At 62.6% G+C, this 16,488-nt stretch carries 20 protein-coding genes; 6 read left to right on the top strand and 14 right to left on the bottom strand.

Annotated features, from left to right (window positions below):
* Window positions 1–49: 49 nt before the first annotated feature.
* On the bottom strand, window positions 50–349 hold the full coding sequence (gene sciP / locus MB02_RS09570) for a CtrA inhibitor SciP (protein WP_067536123.1): 300 nt from the start codon (window positions 347–349) through the stop codon (window positions 50–52).
* Window positions 346–621 (bottom strand): hypothetical protein, encoded by a 276-nt coding sequence (locus tag MB02_RS09565; protein ID WP_206598585.1) that lies wholly within the window; start codon window positions 619–621, stop codon window positions 346–348. The genes sciP and MB02_RS09565 overlap by 4 nt, the downstream gene beginning before the upstream one ends.
* A gap of 174 nt (window positions 622–795) precedes the next feature.
* Here MB02_RS09565 and mnmA point away from each other — a divergent pair, with 174 nt between their 5' ends.
* Complete coding sequence (gene mnmA / locus MB02_RS09560) at window positions 796–1,959, top strand: tRNA 2-thiouridine(34) synthase MnmA (RefSeq protein WP_067536117.1); 1,164 nt, start codon at window positions 796–798, stop codon at window positions 1,957–1,959.
* 19 nt (window positions 1,960–1,978) lie between these two features.
* On the opposite strand, the gene MB02_RS09555 is transcribed toward mnmA, so the two are convergent.
* Window positions 1,979–2,266, bottom strand: a complete 288-nt coding sequence (locus MB02_RS09555; RefSeq protein ID WP_328585419.1) for a hypothetical protein — start codon at window positions 2,264–2,266, stop codon at window positions 1,979–1,981.
* A 139-nt stretch (window positions 2,267–2,405) separates the two neighbouring features.
* On the opposite strand from MB02_RS09555, the gene MB02_RS09550 reads away from it, so the two are divergent.
* Window positions 2,406–3,533: a serine hydrolase domain-containing protein gene (locus MB02_RS09550; RefSeq protein ID WP_067536116.1), complete on the top strand. Its 1,128-nt coding sequence runs from the start codon at window positions 2,406–2,408 to the stop codon at window positions 3,531–3,533.
* Between the two features lie 3 nt (window positions 3,534–3,536).
* Here MB02_RS09550 and MB02_RS09545 read toward each other — a convergent pair whose 3' ends face one another.
* Window positions 3,537–4,460 (bottom strand): cation diffusion facilitator family transporter, encoded by a 924-nt coding sequence (locus MB02_RS09545; RefSeq protein ID WP_067536112.1) that lies wholly within the window; start codon window positions 4,458–4,460, stop codon window positions 3,537–3,539.
* A gap of 34 nt (window positions 4,461–4,494) precedes the next feature.
* Window positions 4,495–5,097, bottom strand: coding sequence for a pyridoxamine 5'-phosphate oxidase (gene pdxH / locus MB02_RS09540; RefSeq protein ID WP_067536109.1), 603 nt, complete (start codon window positions 5,095–5,097; stop codon window positions 4,495–4,497).
* 203 nt (window positions 5,098–5,300) lie between these two features.
* On the opposite strand from pdxH, the gene MB02_RS09535 reads away from it, so the two are divergent.
* The 4 genes from MB02_RS09535 to MB02_RS09520 all read left to right on the top strand — a co-directional run bounded on the left by MB02_RS09535 (window position 5,301) and on the right by MB02_RS09520 (window position 8,519).
* A complete protein-coding gene (locus tag MB02_RS09535; RefSeq protein ID WP_067536105.1) occupies window positions 5,301–6,227 on the top strand; it encodes a DnaJ C-terminal domain-containing protein in 927 nt (308 codons plus the stop codon).
* Window positions 6,227–7,231, top strand: coding sequence for a YihY/virulence factor BrkB family protein (locus tag MB02_RS09530; RefSeq protein WP_082826085.1), 1,005 nt, complete (start codon window positions 6,227–6,229; stop codon window positions 7,229–7,231). The genes MB02_RS09535 and MB02_RS09530 overlap by 1 nt, the downstream gene beginning before the upstream one ends.
* Window positions 7,228–8,031 (top strand): enoyl-ACP reductase FabI, encoded by an 804-nt coding sequence (fabI, locus tag MB02_RS09525; RefSeq protein ID WP_067536099.1) that lies wholly within the window; start codon window positions 7,228–7,230, stop codon window positions 8,029–8,031. Before MB02_RS09530 ends, fabI begins: the two co-directional genes overlap by 4 nt.
* An 86-nt stretch (window positions 8,032–8,117) precedes the next feature.
* Entirely contained in the window at window positions 8,118–8,519 is a 402-nt protein-coding gene (locus MB02_RS09520) for a GFA family protein (protein WP_067536094.1), read from the top strand.
* Window positions 8,520–8,540: 21 nt separating this feature from the next.
* Here MB02_RS09520 and wecC read toward each other — a convergent pair whose 3' ends face one another.
* The 9 genes from wecC to rsfS form a co-directional block, all read right to left on the bottom strand.
* On the bottom strand, window positions 8,541–9,845 hold the full coding sequence (gene wecC, locus MB02_RS09515; RefSeq protein WP_067536444.1) for a UDP-N-acetyl-D-mannosamine dehydrogenase: 1,305 nt from the start codon (window positions 9,843–9,845) through the stop codon (window positions 8,541–8,543).
* A gap of 72 nt (window positions 9,846–9,917) precedes the next feature.
* Entirely contained in the window at window positions 9,918–11,036 is a 1,119-nt protein-coding gene (gene wecB, locus MB02_RS09510; protein WP_067536090.1) for a non-hydrolyzing UDP-N-acetylglucosamine 2-epimerase, read from the bottom strand.
* A gap of 64 nt (window positions 11,037–11,100) precedes the next feature.
* A complete protein-coding gene (locus tag MB02_RS09505) occupies window positions 11,101–11,676 on the bottom strand; it encodes a hypothetical protein (RefSeq protein WP_067536441.1) in 576 nt (191 codons plus the stop codon).
* A gap of 132 nt (window positions 11,677–11,808) precedes the next feature.
* Entirely contained in the window at window positions 11,809–12,342 is a 534-nt protein-coding gene (locus tag MB02_RS09500; RefSeq protein WP_067536087.1) for a demethoxyubiquinone hydroxylase family protein, read from the bottom strand.
* Window positions 12,339–12,845, bottom strand: coding sequence for a disulfide bond formation protein B (locus tag MB02_RS09495; protein WP_067536085.1), 507 nt, complete (start codon window positions 12,843–12,845; stop codon window positions 12,339–12,341). Before MB02_RS09495 ends, MB02_RS09500 begins: the two co-directional genes overlap by 4 nt.
* A gap of 3 nt (window positions 12,846–12,848) precedes the next feature.
* Window positions 12,849–14,192 (bottom strand): S41 family peptidase, encoded by a 1,344-nt coding sequence (locus tag MB02_RS09490; protein ID WP_067536082.1) that lies wholly within the window; start codon window positions 14,190–14,192, stop codon window positions 12,849–12,851.
* A 62-nt stretch (window positions 14,193–14,254) separates the two neighbouring features.
* Window positions 14,255–15,472, bottom strand: a complete 1,218-nt coding sequence (locus MB02_RS09485) for a murein hydrolase activator EnvC family protein (protein ID WP_067536079.1) — start codon at window positions 15,470–15,472, stop codon at window positions 14,255–14,257.
* 20 nt (window positions 15,473–15,492) lie between these two features.
* Complete coding sequence (locus MB02_RS09480) at window positions 15,493–15,912, bottom strand: 23S rRNA (pseudouridine(1915)-N(3))-methyltransferase RlmH (protein WP_067536073.1); 420 nt, start codon at window positions 15,910–15,912, stop codon at window positions 15,493–15,495.
* A 142-nt stretch (window positions 15,913–16,054) separates the two neighbouring features.
* The gene (gene rsfS, locus MB02_RS09475) at window positions 16,055–16,477 is read right to left on the bottom strand and encodes a ribosome silencing factor (protein ID WP_067536068.1); all 423 of its coding nucleotides are present in this window, start codon (window positions 16,475–16,477) and stop codon (window positions 16,055–16,057) included.
* Window positions 16,478–16,488: the final 11 nt, after the last annotated feature.

Below are 16,488 nucleotides of genomic sequence, written 5' to 3'. Positions count from 1 at the left end.
AAAAGGGCCGGTTTCCCGGCCCTTTCCCGCTGTATTCGATTTGGCAAAATCAGTATTTCAACTGACGCTCATACAAATCGCGGTAATGCTGAATGCGCGTTACGCGCAGACCCTGCATACCCGAACGATCGACCGCACGTTGCCAGGAAGCGAATTCCTCCAGCGTAAGGTCGTACCGTTCCAATACTTCGTCGATGGTCAGCAGGCCGCCGTTTACGGCAGCGACAACTTCCGCCTTGCGGCGAACGACCCAGCGTCGTGTGTTGGCCGGAGGCAGGCTGTCAAGCGTCAGAGGCTCTCCGAGAGGGCCGATAACCTGCGCCGGTCGGATTTTTTGGTTTTCGATCATATTGTTCCTCGATCGCCGATCCCAGCGTTAATCCCGTCACCACCGTCGTTAGCCGCGCGAGCTTTACGATCACCTAAACCGTCAGGGTTAACGATCTGCTTGCCCTGCCCTAGGTGATGTAAGTGATGTGCCGCGCTCCGATCGAAACTGCCCCGCCCAGCCTCTCGCGAAGCAGCAATGGCATGGCGCAAATCGCAGGCGGCGGAAAAGCGCGCGATCAATTCCGGCCAGCCGACCGGGCGCAATCCTTCCATGGCCGAGCCCTCGGTCACAGGACTTCCCGGCGGCATGGAGACAACGCCCCGCCCCGTAATGCTGATATTCTCGAACATGAGAGGCGTTGTAACCCTGCTTTCGTCAAAATAGGGTAAAGGCGCCCTTTACTTAGGACTAGCGTTGGCAAAGCAACTTTGCCGCAAGGCCCGGGCACGTGTATGGGGCGTTCCATGAGTTCGCCTGTAGACCTTGCTCTGGATTTCGACCCGGCCCCCCTCTTCGATCTGCCGCGCGCGGCGCAGGCGTGTCGGATCGTGGTCGCCATGTCCGGCGGCGTTGACAGTTCAGTCGTGGCGGCACTGGCCTCCGCCACCGGTGCGGAAGTCATCGGCATCACGTTGCAGCTTTATGATTATGGCGCGGCTACCGGACGCAAGGGCGCATGCTGCGCCGGAGACGATATCCGCGACGCGCGGGCCGTTGCCGATCGGCTGGGGATCGCCCACTATGTGTTCGACCATGAGTCTTCGTTTCGCGAAGAAGTGGTCGAACGTTTTGCCGACGATTACCTGGCTGGTCGCACTCCAATTCCCTGCATCCGCTGCAACATGGGGCCAAAGTTTACCGATCTGCTGGCAATGGCCCGGGATCTGGGTGCGGATTGCCTAGCCACGGGTCATTACGTCCGGCGGGTTTCCGGTCCCGGCGGCGCCGAACTGCACCGCGCGTGCGATCCCGCCCGCGATCAAAGCTATTTTCTATATGCGACGACCGAACCTCAGCTCGATTTCCTGCGCTTTCCGCTGGGTGGCATGCCCAAGGAGCAAGTGAGGCGGATTGCCGAAAGCGCCGGCCTGCGCGTCGCGGCCAAGCCAGACAGCCAGGACATCTGCTTCGTGCCGGACGGCGACTATGCCAAGGTCGTCAAATCCGTGCGTCCTTCAGGTGGCCGGGCCGGGGCGATCGTCCATGCGGAATCGGGCGAGGTTCTGGGGCAGCATGCCGGGGTCATTCATTATACGGTCGGCCAGCGACGGGGGCTGGAAATCGGCGGCCAGCCGGAACCTCTCTACGTCGTCGCACTCGATGCCGACAAGGCAGAGGTCCGCGTGGGTCCGAAGCGGATGCTGGCCGTCGGCAAGGCCCAGGTTATCGAAACCAACCGCATCGGCCCACTCCCGGCACCGGAGACCGGCCAATCCCTGACCGCAAAAGTGCGGTCGCTGGCAAAACCGGTCCCGGTCACTCTGGAAGGTTCCCTCGGTGACGGGGAAGCGGTAACGCTTCGCTTTGCCAATCCCGAATATGGGGTCGCCCCAGGGCAGGCTGCCGTGATTTATGCCGGGGATCGCGTAGTTGGCGGGGGCTGGATCGACAGCACGGAAAGCGCCTGAACAACGGAGCCCCGGACAATCAGTCGTCCCATTTGTCCAGAACGCACCCCCAGCCGCGACGGTATTGCGCTGTTGCAGTCGCCAGCAAGGGCACCCGGGCGGTAACGCTTTTTGCCTCGTCATCTTCGCTCAGGATGACCATTCCCATCCCATCTTCCATATCGCGCTTGCAGCTCTTCAGATCGCGGCCATCGACAAAACGGCAGGAACAGCCAATCCGCGCACCATACGCGGCTCCGGCCTGCGAGTAGCCAAACAGCGGCTCCCGGTAGGCATAGGTCAGGACCCCGCCCAGTACCGCGAGCACGAGCAGAATCCTCGGCCACCGGCGGCTTCGGCCACCTGGCGATCGACGCGATGGGCGCTTTGCGGAGGAGGCCGTTTTCCTTGCTGGGGTTTTCTTTGCGGTTGCCATCATTCCCTGCTTGGGCGAGTGAAGCCCGGCCATGCCGCGCCGTCTCTCCCTTATCGCCTCCCTCGCCTTGCTGCCAGCCCTGGCCGCATGTGGCGGAACAGCGCCGGAAGCAATCGAACCACCACTTGGCAAAGAGGCGCTGGCTGCGGTCACGGACACTCCCGGGGCACCGCGAGAACAGCTCGCGCGAGCCGTCGACTCTGTATTCACGGAGGAGGGCCTGGGTGAAACGCGCGCGGTCATCGTCATGCACGCCGGCAAAATCGCGGCCGAGCGCTATAGCGAAGGCTTCGGGCCAGACACCCGGTTTCTGGGCTGGTCGATGGCCAAGTCCGTAACTGCGGTCGCAATCGGCATACTGGTGGCCGAAGGCAAACTGCGGCTCGATGAATCCCCGCCCATTACCCACTGGCAAAGACCGGGGGACCCGCGGGGGGAAATCACTTTGCGGCAATTGCTCCAGATGCGGTCCGGCCTGCGTCATACCGAAACATCGGACCCGCCCTACAAGGCAGACACCGTGCGGCTTCTGTTCCTGGACGGGCGCGACGACATGGCGCGGGAAGCTGAAGCCCAGCCGCTGGAGGCCGAACCTGGCCAGCAATTCGAATATTCGACCGCCAACAGTCTGATCCTGGCGGATATCATGGCCAGAGTCCTGTCGCCGAGCAGAAACCCTGCGGCTCGGCAGGCAGCGGTCGATCATTTCCTGCAAGACAGGCTGTTCGGTCCGCTTGCCCTGGATTCCATGACGGCGGAATACGACGCCGCCGGCACCATGATCGGCGGAGCGATGATTCACGCGACAGCGCGCGACTGGGCTCGCTTCGGCGAGTTCCTGCGCCACGGCGGTTCGGTGAAGGGCGCACAAATCGTTCCGCGCGGGTGGATCGCCTTCATGCGCCGCCCCTCGCCACGCGCATCCGATTATGGCGCCGGCCTGTGGCTCAACCGCGCGTCGGGAAGCGAACGGCGCGTGCTGTTCCCCGATCAGGGGCCCTCCAGTCTGTTCGGCATGGCAGGGCATTTCGGGCAATATGTGCTGGTTTCCCCCAGCCAGAAGCTGACAATCGTACGGCTGGGGAGAACCGGAGAGGAGGAACGGCCTGCGCTGGTCGCCGCGCTCGCCCGGATTGCCGCGCTCTATCCAGAGAGCTGACCGTCAGACCTTCTTGCCTGCACGCGGCAGGACATTCGGTGCAGCCAGCCCCTTGTCGACATGCCCGACAGGATCGGGATGAATCAGAATCTCGACATCGGGAAACTGGGCAGTCAGCTTTGCCTCGATCTCGTCCATGACCTTGTGGGCCTGCTTGACGGTGAGATTCCCGTCCACCCACATGTGGAACTGGGCGAAATCCCGATTTCCTGCAGTCCGCGTCCGCAGATCATGCACGCCGCGCAGTTCCGGCGGACGGGGAATGGCATCCAGAAAACGCTGCTTCTTTTCGTCGGGCCATTCCTTGTCCATCAACTGATCCATGGCCTGCTGCGACGCTTTCCACGCACCCCAGGCAAGCCACATCGCAATCGCCAGACCGAAGACCGGGTCCGCGCCAGCGACACCGGCGTACTGATCCAGCACCAGAGCGCCGATGACGGCAAGGTTCAGCATCAGGTCCGACTGGTAATGAACATGGTCCGTCGCAATCGCGAGACTGCCGGTCTTGCGCAGAACATGGCGTTGCCATGCCAGCAGAACGAGAGTCGCGGCCATGGCGATGATCGAGACCCCGATCCCTTCCTGCGCCGCCTCCGTCCGCGCCCCGGCGAGAAACTGCTCGATCGCGTGAAATGCCAGCGACAGGGCGGAGAAGGAAATCAGCACGACCTGAAACATGGCCGCCAGCGCCTCCGCCTTGCCATGGCCGAAGCGGTGCTGCCGATCGACCGGCTGGGCAGCGATCCATACGCCGGCCAGTGTCGCCACGCTGGCGATCAGATCCAGCACCGTATCGGCCAGACTGCCGAGCATGGCGGTCGAGCCGGTCGACCATGCCGCCCATGCCTTCAGCCCGACCAGCAACGACGCCACAGTGATGCTGGCCAAGGCCGCACTGCGATTGAGATGAGCGTTTTTCGTCATGGAGCGGCCCGGGCTTGTTCAGGAATCGACGTGTTCAGGGATACAGCAAGCTGCTGGTCCAGCCATCGCCCTGACGGACAAACTGCCGCCGTTCATGGAGCCGATGGGGGCGGTCTTGCCAGAATTCGATGCGCCCCGGCGTCAGGCGAAACCCTTTCCAGTGTGGCGGGCGCATGACATCCTTCCCTTCGAACCGCTCCCGCACTTCGTCGTATCGGGCGAGGAAGGTCGCACGTGAATCGAGTGGGGCCGATTGATCCGACGCCACGGCCCCGATCTGCGAATCGCGATGGCGGCTGGCGAAATAGGCATCGACTTCCGCCTGGGAGACTTCGGCAAGCGGCCCTTCGATCCGGATCTGCCGACGCAGCGATTTCCAATGGAACAGCAGCGCCGCCTGCGGATTGGCCAACAGTTCCCGCCCCTTGCGGCTGTGCGTATTGGTGTAGAACACGAACCCGTCAGGACCATAACCCTTCAACAGCACCATCCGTACCGACGGCGCCCCATCCGGGCTTGCCGTAGCCAACGCCATGGCGTTCGAATCGTTCGGTTCCGTCTGGCGGGCTTCGTCGTACCAATCGGCAAAGATCGCGAAGGGATCACCGTGGGGAATTGCGTCTTGTTCAGCTTTCACGGAAATTTCCTGACAAAAGTGACACGAGTGACACTGTCCTGAGAGCAGGAAAATGCCACCCTGGCATCCCTTGCCTACAAGCAGGGTCCGGGGCCGCGAAAGACCTGTCGCGCAGTGTGTCCATAGGTTCACCCCTACTGCCCTGTTTCACGGTAGGAAAGCCTGTGCTTGCACGCAGGCACGGGCACACCTAGCTAAGGCGCATGGCTGATCCTTATTCCATCCTCGGCGTTTCGCGCGGCGCAAGCGAAAAGGACATCAAGTCCGCCTATCGCAAACTCGCGAAGGAACTGCATCCAGACCGCAACAAGGACAATCCGCAGGCGGCGGCGCGTTTCTCCGAAGTTACCAACGCTTATGATCTGCTGTCGGACAAGGACAAGCGCGCGCAATTCGACCGCGGTGAAATCGACGCCGACGGCAACCCCACAATGCCGTTCGGCAACGGCGGCTTCGGCGGCAACCCCGGCGGTGGCGGATTCGCCAGAGGCGGGGGCGGTTTTCAGGGTTTCGGCGGTGGAGACGGAATCGACCTCGACGATATTCTGGGCGGCATGTTCGGCGGCCGCTCTGCCGGTGGCGGCTTCGGCTCGCGTCACCGCCCTCCGCCGCGCGGCGCCAATGTCCAGTATCGGCTCAAAGTGCCGTTCGCCGATGCAGCCGCGCGCAAGGACCAGCGAATCACGCTGGGCGACGGAAAGACCATCGACCTCAAACTGCCCGCCGGTGTCGAAGACGGCACGCAGATGCGCCTCAAGGGCAAGGGTGAGCCAGGTCCGGGCGGCGCTGGCGATGCGCTGGTCATCATTGAAATCGTGCCTCACCCCTTCTTCAAGCGAGAGGGTGACGATGTCCGGCTGGATCTTCCCGTCACGCTCGACGAGGCGGTCAACGGTGCGAAAGTGAAAGTACCGACCGTCGACGGCCCAGTCATGCTGACCGTTTCTCCCGCCAGCGGTTCGGGCAAGGTCCTGCGCCTGAAAGGCAAGGGTTTCAGCCGCGCCAACGGCACGAGGGGCGATCAGTTGGTGACGCTGGAGATCGACCTTCCCCCCGGCGACGAGGATCTTGCCAAGCGCCTGGAAGGCTGGCGCGACACCCGCAACCTCAGGGCCCGGCTCGGCGTCTGATGACGCCGGGCACCCCGTCTTCCGATTCGGGCTCTTCCGCCCGCCAGCTCAGCAGGGCTCAAGCCGGCCCGCCACGGCCGGACTATTCGCCCGAGGCCCGGCGCAAGGCCGCGCTTGCCTCGCCGGAAACCTTCTCGGCCCGGTTCCACCACTATGTCGGGCCCGGATCGCGCGCTTATGAAGTGATCCACCGGGCAGTCGTCGGCACATGGAACGACGGCTTCATTCATGCCGGTAATCTCGCCTACATGGCGATGTTCGCGATCTTCCCGTTTTTCATACTCGGTGCCGCAGCGCTGTCCCTGCTCGGGGATGCCGGGGATCAGGCTGCATCGTTGACTTCCGTACTTGACGGCCTGCCACCCAGAGTAAGCGGCGCGCTCATCCCGGTTGCGGAAAGTGTTATTGCCGCCCGCAGCGGATGGTTGCTCTGGGCTGGCGGACTGGCGGGCCTGTGGACCACGACAAGCCTGATCGAGACGATCCGCGACGTGCTGCGGCGCGCCTACGGCACGCCGCCGACGCTCAGCTTCTGGCGTTATCGCCTGATATCGACGGGCGTAACGCTTGGCGCGGTGATGTTGCTGATGATTTCGCTGCTGGCGCATGTCCTGATCGGCGCATTGCGCGAAGCGGTTTCGGCGTGGCTGCCGCAATTCGATGCATTGCTGTCCGGTCTGTCGTTATCGCGAATCGTGCCCATCCTCGGCCTGTTCGGTTCGATGTTTCTGATCTTCCTGATGCTGACCCCTGCTGCATACCGCAGCAACCGTTACCCGAAATGGCCCGGCGCGCTGGCGGTCACGGCCTGGACCGCGGGCGTCACGGTCGTCCTGCCGCCGCTGATGCGCACTGTTTTCGCATACGATCTGACCTACGGCAGCCTCGCCGGTGCGATGATCGCGCTTTTCTTTTTCTGGCTAGTAGGGTTAGGGATAGTGGCTGGCGCGGAACTCAACGCAGCGCTGGCGCGCACGCCCGAGGAGGAGGAAGCAGAGGCATGACCGGTTTGATGGCAGGAAAGCGCGGCCTGATCATGGGCTTGGCGAACGATAAGTCGCTGGCTTGGGGAATCGCGCAAAAACTGGCGGAACAAGGCGCGGAAATGGCCTTTTCCTACCAGGGAGAAGCCCTGCTCAAGCGGGTCAAGCCTCTGGCTGAAAGCCTAGGCAGCGATTTCCTGATCGATTGCGATGTCTCCAGCATGGAAGCGCTGGATGCGACTTTTGCCCGGATCAGGGAACGTTGGGATACACTGGATTTCGTGGTCCACGCCATCGGCTTTTCGGACAAGAACGAACTGCGCGGCAAATATGTCGATACCAGTCTCGAAAATTTTCTGATGACGATGAACATCTCTGCCTACTCGCTCGTCGCCGTGACGAAGCGTGCGGTGGAAATGATGCCAAACGGCGGATCGGTGCTGACCCTGACATATTACGGGGCGGAAAAGGTCGTGCCACATTACAACGTGATGGGGGTGGCCAAGGCCGCGCTGGAAACCAGCGTCAAATACCTCGCCAACGACCTTGGGCCGGCGAATGTGCGCGTAAACGCGATTTCCGCAGGACCTATCAAGACACTCGCCGCCAGCGGGATCGGCGATTTCCGGTACATCCTCAAATGGAACGAGCTTAACTCTCCGTTGCGCCGCAATGTGACAATCGAGGATGTTGGCGGCGCGGGCCTCTATATGCTGTCGGATCTCAGCTCCGGGGTGACCGGCGAAGTGCATCACGTCGATGCAGGCTACAATCTCGTCGGCATGAAACAGGAAGACGCACCGGATATCGCGCTCGTCTGATTTTATCGGGCATAGCGATCCCAGCCCTTACCGACCCTCAGTGTTCATGATACGTTCCGGCCATTCGATTCGGAATGGAGAGTGTCATGTCACAAGAAGGGGGCTGCCAATGTGGCGCCGTGCGGTACCAGATCACGGGCGAGGCGGAACATAGCGCCGTCTGCCATTGTGCGGATTGTCAGGCGTCATCCGGCGCGCCAATAGTTGCATGGCTGGCGGTGAAAGAAGATCGTCTCACCTTGAAACAAGGCGCCCCGGCGACCTATCACGGCAAGAACGGGGCGGAACGGCAATTCTGCCCGAACTGCGGAACCGGCCTGTTCTATCGCAACGCGAACATACTGCCGGGGATCGTGGACATCCAGTCCGCCACGCTGGACGATGCGGCAGCGGCGGCGCCCAGCATACAGATCCAATGTGCCGAGCGGTTGCCGTGGGTGACCGGCCTGAACAACCTGCCGGAATTCGAACGCTATCCGGGGCCCTGAACGGCCCCGGCGCACCTGCGTTCAGCCCGCCTTGCGCAGGGCCGGTTCGGTTTCCGTCGCAGCGGGCTGATCCGGCCAGATGCCGCGCGTATCGTACACGGTCTTGTCCGCACGCTCCGCCAAGGGGACCGACCGAAACACGTCGTGGTCGACCAGCACGATCAGCACTTCGCACGTTTCCAGCGCGGTATCGATATCGATCAGACTGGCCCCGGTATCCGTGAATTCGATCGGCAGTTCCGCCGCATAGGGTTCGACCACATGAATGCGATCGCCAAAGCGGCGGGCCAGTGTGGCCGCAACCAGCCTTGCCGGGCTTTCGCGAAAATCGTCGATGTTCGCCTTGAACGCCAGCCCCAGGCAGGCGACCTTCGCCTTGGGGTCGCTTTCGACCAGTGCCGCCGCACGCGCGATCACATGGTGGATCTTGCCATCGTTGACACCACGGGCGGTGCGGATCAGCGGCGTTTCTTCCGGCGCGCCATGGACGATGAACCACGGGTCCACCGCGATGCAATGGCCGCCCACACCGGGGCCCGGCTGCAGGATATTCACGCGAGGATGGCGGTTGGCCAGCCGGATCACTTCCCAAACGTCCAGCCCCATCGCATCGGACACGATGGACAGTTCGTTGGCGAAAGCGATGTTGACGTCACGATAGGCATTTTCGACCAGCTTGGTCATTTCCGCACTGCGGGCATCGGTCGTGACGCAGGTTCCCCGCACGAACCGTTTGTAGAACGCCAGCGCCTTGCGCGCGCAACGCGGCGTGATCCCGCCGATCGAGCGGTCGTTATTGGTCAGTTCTTCCAGGATGCGGCCCGGCAGAACCCGTTCGGGGCAATAGGCGATCGCAACGTCGGGCGTCCCTTCGCACAAACCGGGCAGTTTCAGGTCGGGGCGCTTCGCCGCAATCAGATCGCGCATCTGTTCCGTCGTGCCTACCGGCGATGTCGATTCAAGAATGATCGCATCCCCCGCTTTCAGCACAGCCGCGACGCTTTCCGCCGCTGACAGGACATAGGAAATGTCCGGCGTATGACGGCCATCCTTGGCGAACGGTGTCGGCACTGCAATCACGAAGACATCGGCAGGCGCGATAGTCGTCGAAGCGCGGAGCAGACCCCGCTGAACCACGCCATGCACCAGACCGTCGAGATCGACTTCCTCGATATGAATCTCGCCCCGGTTGATCGTTTCGACAACTCTTTCGGAAACGTCGAGGCCGAGGACTTTCATCCCCGCCCGGGCGATGACGGCGGCAGTGGGCAGCCCGATATAGCCCAGGCCGACAACACAAACTTCTGGCAATTCGCTTCCGCGCATGAAGGGTTCCTGCTCAACTTCAATGCAAACCATGCCGGAAAGGGGTAAATTTAGCGGTAACGACGCCGCATTTCACTCCGTTGCCAGCAGTTCGGCAATGCGCCCCGCGCTCCTGCCGTCGCCGAACGGATTGTGCGCCCGCGCCATTTCGGCATAGGCACCCGCATCATCCAGCAGGCGATTGGTTTCAGTCACGATCCGCGCGCAATCGGTTCCAACCAGCCGGGCCGTGCCCGCAACGATCCCCTCGGGCCGTTCGGTGGTTTCCCGCATCACCAGAACCGGTTTGCCCAGCGCCGGCGCCTCTTCCTGCACACCGCCGCTATCGGTCAGCATCAACGTGGAAATATCCAGCAGCCGGGCGAAGTGCAGATAATCAAGCGGCTCGATCAATGCGACATTGGACAACCCGGCGAGTGCGGCCTGCATGACCGAACGGACATTGGGATTGAGGTGAACCGGAAAAATCAACGCCACATCATCGCGCGCTGCGATCTGCCGGATCGCTTCGGCAATCGCCTGCATCCCGTCTCCGAAGTTCTCGCGCCGGTGGCTGGTGACGCCGACAATGCGTTTGCCGGCAAAACGAGTTTCGATTTCCGCCAGACCACTGGCCAGTCCCGGCTCGTGCCGAATGCGTTCCGTCACCCATTGCAGCGCGTCGATCACCGTATTGCCGGTGACATGAATCGCCGCCGGATCGATATTCTCCCGCCGGAGAGCGTCAGCCGCAGTCTGCGTCGGCGCGCAATGCAACCGCGCCATCGTGCCGATCACCCGGCGATTCACTTCTTCAGGCCAGGGGTGATAGATATTGCCCGAACGTAAGCCCGCCTCGACATGGGCAATCGGAATCTTGCGATAATAAGCTGCCAGGGCCCCGCACATCGCGGTGGCCGTGTCACCCTGCACCACGACCCAGTCAGGCCGCTCCGCATCCAGCACCTGCCCGATTCCGGTCAGCAATCGCGCGGTCAGCGCATCCAGGCTCTGATCCGGTTGCATGACGTCGAGATCGTGATCCGGCACGATCCCGGCGATCTCCAGCACCTGATCCAGCATCCCGCGATGCTGCCCGGTTACGCAGACGCGGCTGTCGAACCGCGCATCGCCGCGCAGCGCATGAACCAGAGGGAACAACTTGATCGCTTCGGGCCTGGTGCCGAAGACCGTGAGAATGCGTCTGGCCATGCGCCGCCCCTACAATCAATTGGTTAAAGGCGCATTGGCGATGAACAGCGTAAGGAAACCGGCGTTATTGTGCCGGTTCCGCGGTTTCTTCACCAGAGGCCGCATCGCTGGTGGCAGCTTCTTCCGCTGCCTTGCGATCGGCATATTCCTGCTCAACCTGTTCGACCCGCCCCTGTTCGGCGGCGGCATCTTCGTCAATGGTGGACAGCCGCTGTTCCCGTTCCTTGGCGATCAGTTCGCTGAAGCGATCGGAACCGCTTTCCTTTTTCTCGCCGTAAGCCGCATCGATCAGCTTCTGGGTACAGCCCAGTTCACCACCGGCCCCCGCTGGCGAACAGGAATTGATCCCGGTGCTGCCAACCGTTTCGTAGGACAGAACCCGCTCGGTCCAAGCCTTGTTGGACGGATCCCCGCTCACCCGCAGATCTTCCGGAATGCGATACCGTTCGCTTTCCGCCTTGCGCGCGCAGACGGTGATCTCGTCACCAGTCGATGGCGGGCATTCGTCGTCGCCATAGATGATCAACTGGTTGACGCGGTAATCGTTATCCTGGTCCTGTTCCTGCGCCATGGCAGGTGCGGCCCCGGCAAACAGAGACGCGGCGGCGAAAGCGGCGGCGGCAATCAGGCGTTTCATCATCTTCACTCCATGGCGGACAGCTTCCGCCCTTCTATCGCAATACAGGCAGCATGCCCGCTGAACCGGATATGACGCAAGCGCGTTCGCTTCGTTCGGTCCCAAATAAAATGCTCGAAATCAAATGCGCCGAATTCAGATCCTCTCGGACAGGCGAATCGCGATTCGGCAACCCAACCGGATCGCGCCTGACAGCAACGGATAGGCCGGAGCCCGCTCCGCCCCTGCCGCCAGTGCCGCATCGCGGTGTTCCCGTTCGTCCGCGCGAAATTCATCCACCATTGCGCCCAGTTCCGGATCCCGGCCATCTTCCAGCTCGTCCAACTGCTGCGTGTAGTGGCGGTCGATTTCTTCCTCCACCGCCGCAGTGCATGCCATGGCCGCTTCCGGCCCGATCAGCGCGGTTGCCGCTCCCAGGGCATAGCCGGCGACATTCCAGAATGGCTGCAGCAAGGTCGGACGCACCCCGCGTTGCGCCATCAGGGCATCGAAGCGGGCAAGATGGTCATCTTCCTGCCGAGCCATGCCCGCAATTTCGCCAGCATGAGGCCCATTGCTGCCCAGCACGGCCAATTGCCCGGCGTAAATTCGCGTCGCACCATATTCACCGGCCTGGTCGACCCGAATCATCCGCGCGCTGTCAGGCCGTTTCACCTTGCCTGCGTTCATGAGAGAGTCCTTTGCCGTGCGCCGCTCCTCCCGGCGGCGCCACGAAAGAGCAGACCGATAATGGTCACTGCCGCCGCGGTCGAAATGAGGAAATTCCACCCCGCAAGCGAAATGCCGAACAAGCTCCACTGCACGTCATCGCACCGTACGAGCGGGGCGTTGAGCACCGCCTCCAGGGGATCGCCGCTCCCCATCGCGACCGGGCTGCTGCAAGCAGTCAATCCTTCCCACCAGCCATATTCGACCCCCGCATGAAATGCCCCGATAAGCCCGGATGAGAGGATCGACAAAGCGGCGAGGCCGAACCAGAAACGCTTGGGCCTGGCGATAACCCCCATCAACGCGAGACCGATCGCAGCGAAATGGGGATAGCGCTGCCACCAGCACATTTCGCATGGATAAAGATCAAACAGGTATTGCCCGATATAGGCCCCTGCCAGCAGCGCCGCCGGCACGCCCAGCGCAAGGGCGCGAACCAGCGAGAGGGGTGCGCGATCTCCCACGGCTTAGTCTTGCTTGGCGCCGGTCGCCAGCGTGCCGCCAGCACGGCGCAAGGTTTCCAGCGCGTAATAGAGCTGAAAATCCTCTACGCCCTTTTCCTTCAGTTCCTCAGGCGTTGCGGCAAACCGTGGGTCGGTCTGCTTGTCGATTTCCAGTTCCTTGTCATCGAGATCGACCTCGTTGACGAGGTGCCCGCGCAAGTCGGATTCGCGATAGCGCAGCTTGGCCCGCTTCGCCCGATCAGGATCGGAAAGCTGCGGCACCGTGATATCGGGTTCGATCCCGCCTTCCTGAACGGAACGGCCCGACGGCGTGAAGTAACGCGCAGTCGTGAGCTTGAGCGCGCTGTCGCGTGTCAGCGGCAGCAAGGTCTGGACGCTGCCCTTGCCGAAGCTGCGTTCGCCCATGACCAGTGCGCGGTGATGATCCTGCAACGCGCCGGCGACGATTTCCGAGGCCGAAGCCGAACCCGCGTCGATCAGCACGATCAGCGGCGTTCCCTTGGCGGCATCGCCCGGATAAACCTTCTCCGCGTCGTAATAGATGTTCTCGCTCTTGTTCCGGCCGCGCTGCGACACGATCTGGCCACTGTCGAGGAACAGGTCCGACAGGGCCACCGCCTCGTCCAGCGAACCGCCGGGGTTGGAGCGCAAGTCCAGCAACAGGCCTTTCAACGTCCCGCCTGCCTCGCGCCGCATTTTCTGCACCGCGCTTTTCACGTCGGCCCCGACATCGCGGGAAAATTCATTGACGGTGATAACGCCGATCCTGCCCGGCTTGAGCTCGGAAATGACCGGTTCCAGTTCGATCACGCCCCGCGTGACTGTCACATCGAAAGGCTCATCACGACCGGGGCGGAAAATCGTCAGGCGAATCTGCGTACCTGCCGGGCCGCGCATCTTGGCAACCGCTTCGTCCAGTTCCAGTCCGTAGATCAGCTTGCCATCAAGGTGCGTGATGAAATCGCCCGCTTTGACCCCTGCCTTTTCGGCCGGGCTGCCACGGAACGGCGAAATCACCTTTACCGCTTCGTCTTCCATCGTAACCGACAGGCCGAGTCCCTGATAATTGCCGTCAATCATCGTCTCCAGACGTTGAAGGTCGGAACCGTCGAGATAGGAGGAATGGGGATCGAGCGCGGCCAGCATCCCGTCGATCGCGCCGCGCACCAGCTTTTCATCGTCAACCTGATCGACGTAGTTCGCCTTGATCCGCTGATAAACGGCGTAAAGCTTGCCGAATTGCGGCGCGGCACGGCCGTCGACCGCAGCCAGCCCCGCAGTCGTTACAGGCAGGAGCGCAACGGCAGTGACCAGCGCAGCGGAACGCATGAGATAAGCGAGTTTCATGGGCATCTCTCTATCGCGCCGCCGAGCTTAACGCCAGATGAGGATTTCGCCCGTCACAATGTTCAACCCAGGTATTCGAGTGGATTGACCGGCTCCCCTTCACGCCTGAGTTCCAGCGTAATGGTGGGGCGGGCAGGCGCGGCAATACCCAGCGGCGATCCGGCAACCAGTTTGTCGCCCACTGCGACGTCCACCCGCACGAGCCCGGTAACCAGACTGGTCCACCCACCCGGATGTTCGACAATCACAATGCGCCCATAGCCGCGATAGGCACCCGCGAAAGCCACTCGCCCGGCGGCGGGCGATACCACCTGAGCTGCAGGCCGCGGCACCAGCGTGACCCCTTCGCTGGGCATGCCGCCCGGCGATATGGCCCCGAAGCCGGTTGCGATCCTGCCCGCTACGGGCAGCTGATATCCGGCGGGCGCGGCAGCAATTGTCCGCGTCGCTGCAGGGGCCGGAGCCGCAACCTGCGAATCCGCAGGCCGCGCCGGGCGCATGATCGGACCGGGCAACTCGGCAAGCTGCTGGCGCAGGCTGCCGGCTTCATCCAACCGGGCCAGCAGCGTATCGAGATCGCGAGCCTGTTCGGCCAGTGCGAGCGCCCGTTCCGCTTCGCGCGCGGCAACCCCGCTTGCCTGACGCGATGCCAGACGCTGGCGGGTTTCCAGCGCCGCCAACGCCTTGCGCCGTTTTTCCAGTTCCGCCTCGCTTGCCCTGAATGACGCCAGGGCCTGTTGCGCTTCGCGTTCCAGAGCCCTGCCACGGGCAATTTCCTGTCGCAATGCGGCGGTCCTCTGCTCCACCTGCGGGAGGGCGCTGGCAAGCATCGCGCGCAGATAGACGACTTCGCGCACCGAACCCGGCCGCAGGATCGACAGCACTAGTGGGCGGCGAGAGAATTTTTGCAGGGCCGCAGTGAGTTTAACCAACGGTTTCTGCTTGCGCGCGAGACGGGCCCGCAAGGCATCTTTCTGCCGTTCGATCAATGCCAGTCGCGCCTCCGCCGCTGCGATACCAGCTTCCGATTGCTGGATGCGCGCGGCGAGTGCCGCTGCCTCGCGCGCGGTTTTTTCCGCCGCTTCGCCCACTCTGGCGGCATCGGCCTCCAGCTTTTCCGCACGTTCCCGCGCCGCCTTGCCATCGGCTTGCGCCTTGTGCAGCGCCGTGCGCGTTTCATCCGGATCGTCATAAATCGCCGTGCGCTGGGCCGATGCGCCAGCTGCCGCCAGCAGCAGGGCGATGGCAGCAAGGGAGCGGAAACGGAGAGCGGCTGACATGACCCGAGCCTGCCCGATTTTCAGGCCCGATGATAGGGATGGCCGGCAAGGATCGCCGTTGCGCGAAAGAGTTGCTCCATCAACATCGCGCGCGCCAGCAAGTGCGGCCAGGTCGCCTTCCCGAAAGCAAACAAGAGGTCGGCTTCCGCCCGGTCCGCTTCGCCATGCCCATCATGTGCGCCGATCAGAAACCGCGTTTCGCGGATGCCATCGTCACGCCAGCGGCCAAGCAGGTGCGCGAAATCTTCCGAGGAAAGCTGCTTGCCCCGCTCGTCCAGCAGGACAGTGCGGCAAGGTGTCGCTGGCGCGGGAATATTGCCACCGGTTTCCGGCAGTTCGGTCAGCTTCAGCGGCCAGGGAATACGTTTTTCATAACGTGCGACCAGTTCCGCTTCGGGCGAACGGCCGATCTTTCCCCGGGCGATAACATGCAGTTTCATGGGCCTCTTTCCGCCAGACTGGTTACTCTGCCGCGGCGCGAATAACCCGGCCTGCCCGGACAATACCAGACCCCACGCCCTCGCGGGCGCAATCCTGTATCAACGGGGCCATTCGGATGGAATGGCCAGCGAGGAAACCGGCCTAGGCCTGACCCAGGGCCGCGCCTTCGCCAAAGCCCCACATCCTCTCCAGATTATAGAAGGTGCGGACTTCCGGACGGAACAAGTGCACTACCACATCCCCGGCATCGATGAGCACCCAGTCTGCGGCAGGCAGGCCTTCTACCCGAGGGCTGCCGAAGCCGGCCCGTTTCAGCCGCTCCGCCAATTTCTGGGCCATGGCGGCAACCTGCCTGGTCGATCGGCCAGACGCGATCACCATGTGATCGGCCATGCTGGATTTTCCCTGAAGCGGAATGGAAACGACCTCCTGCGCCTGGTCTTCGTCAAGCGAGGACAGCACGAGGTCGTGCATCGATCCCGGTTCCGGGTCAGCGCCGGCAAACGCTGCTGCGTCTCCGGCTGTGGTACCGGCCGTGGCCGGTGTTGTCTGCGCATGGTTCATCGCAGTTTTTT

The sequence above is a fragment of the Croceicoccus estronivorus genome, assembly GCF_001625325.1.
In the GTDB taxonomy this organism is placed as follows: domain Bacteria; phylum Pseudomonadota; class Alphaproteobacteria; order Sphingomonadales; family Sphingomonadaceae; genus Caenibius; species Caenibius estronivorus.
This window is presented reverse-complemented; position numbering and strand designations above follow the sequence as displayed.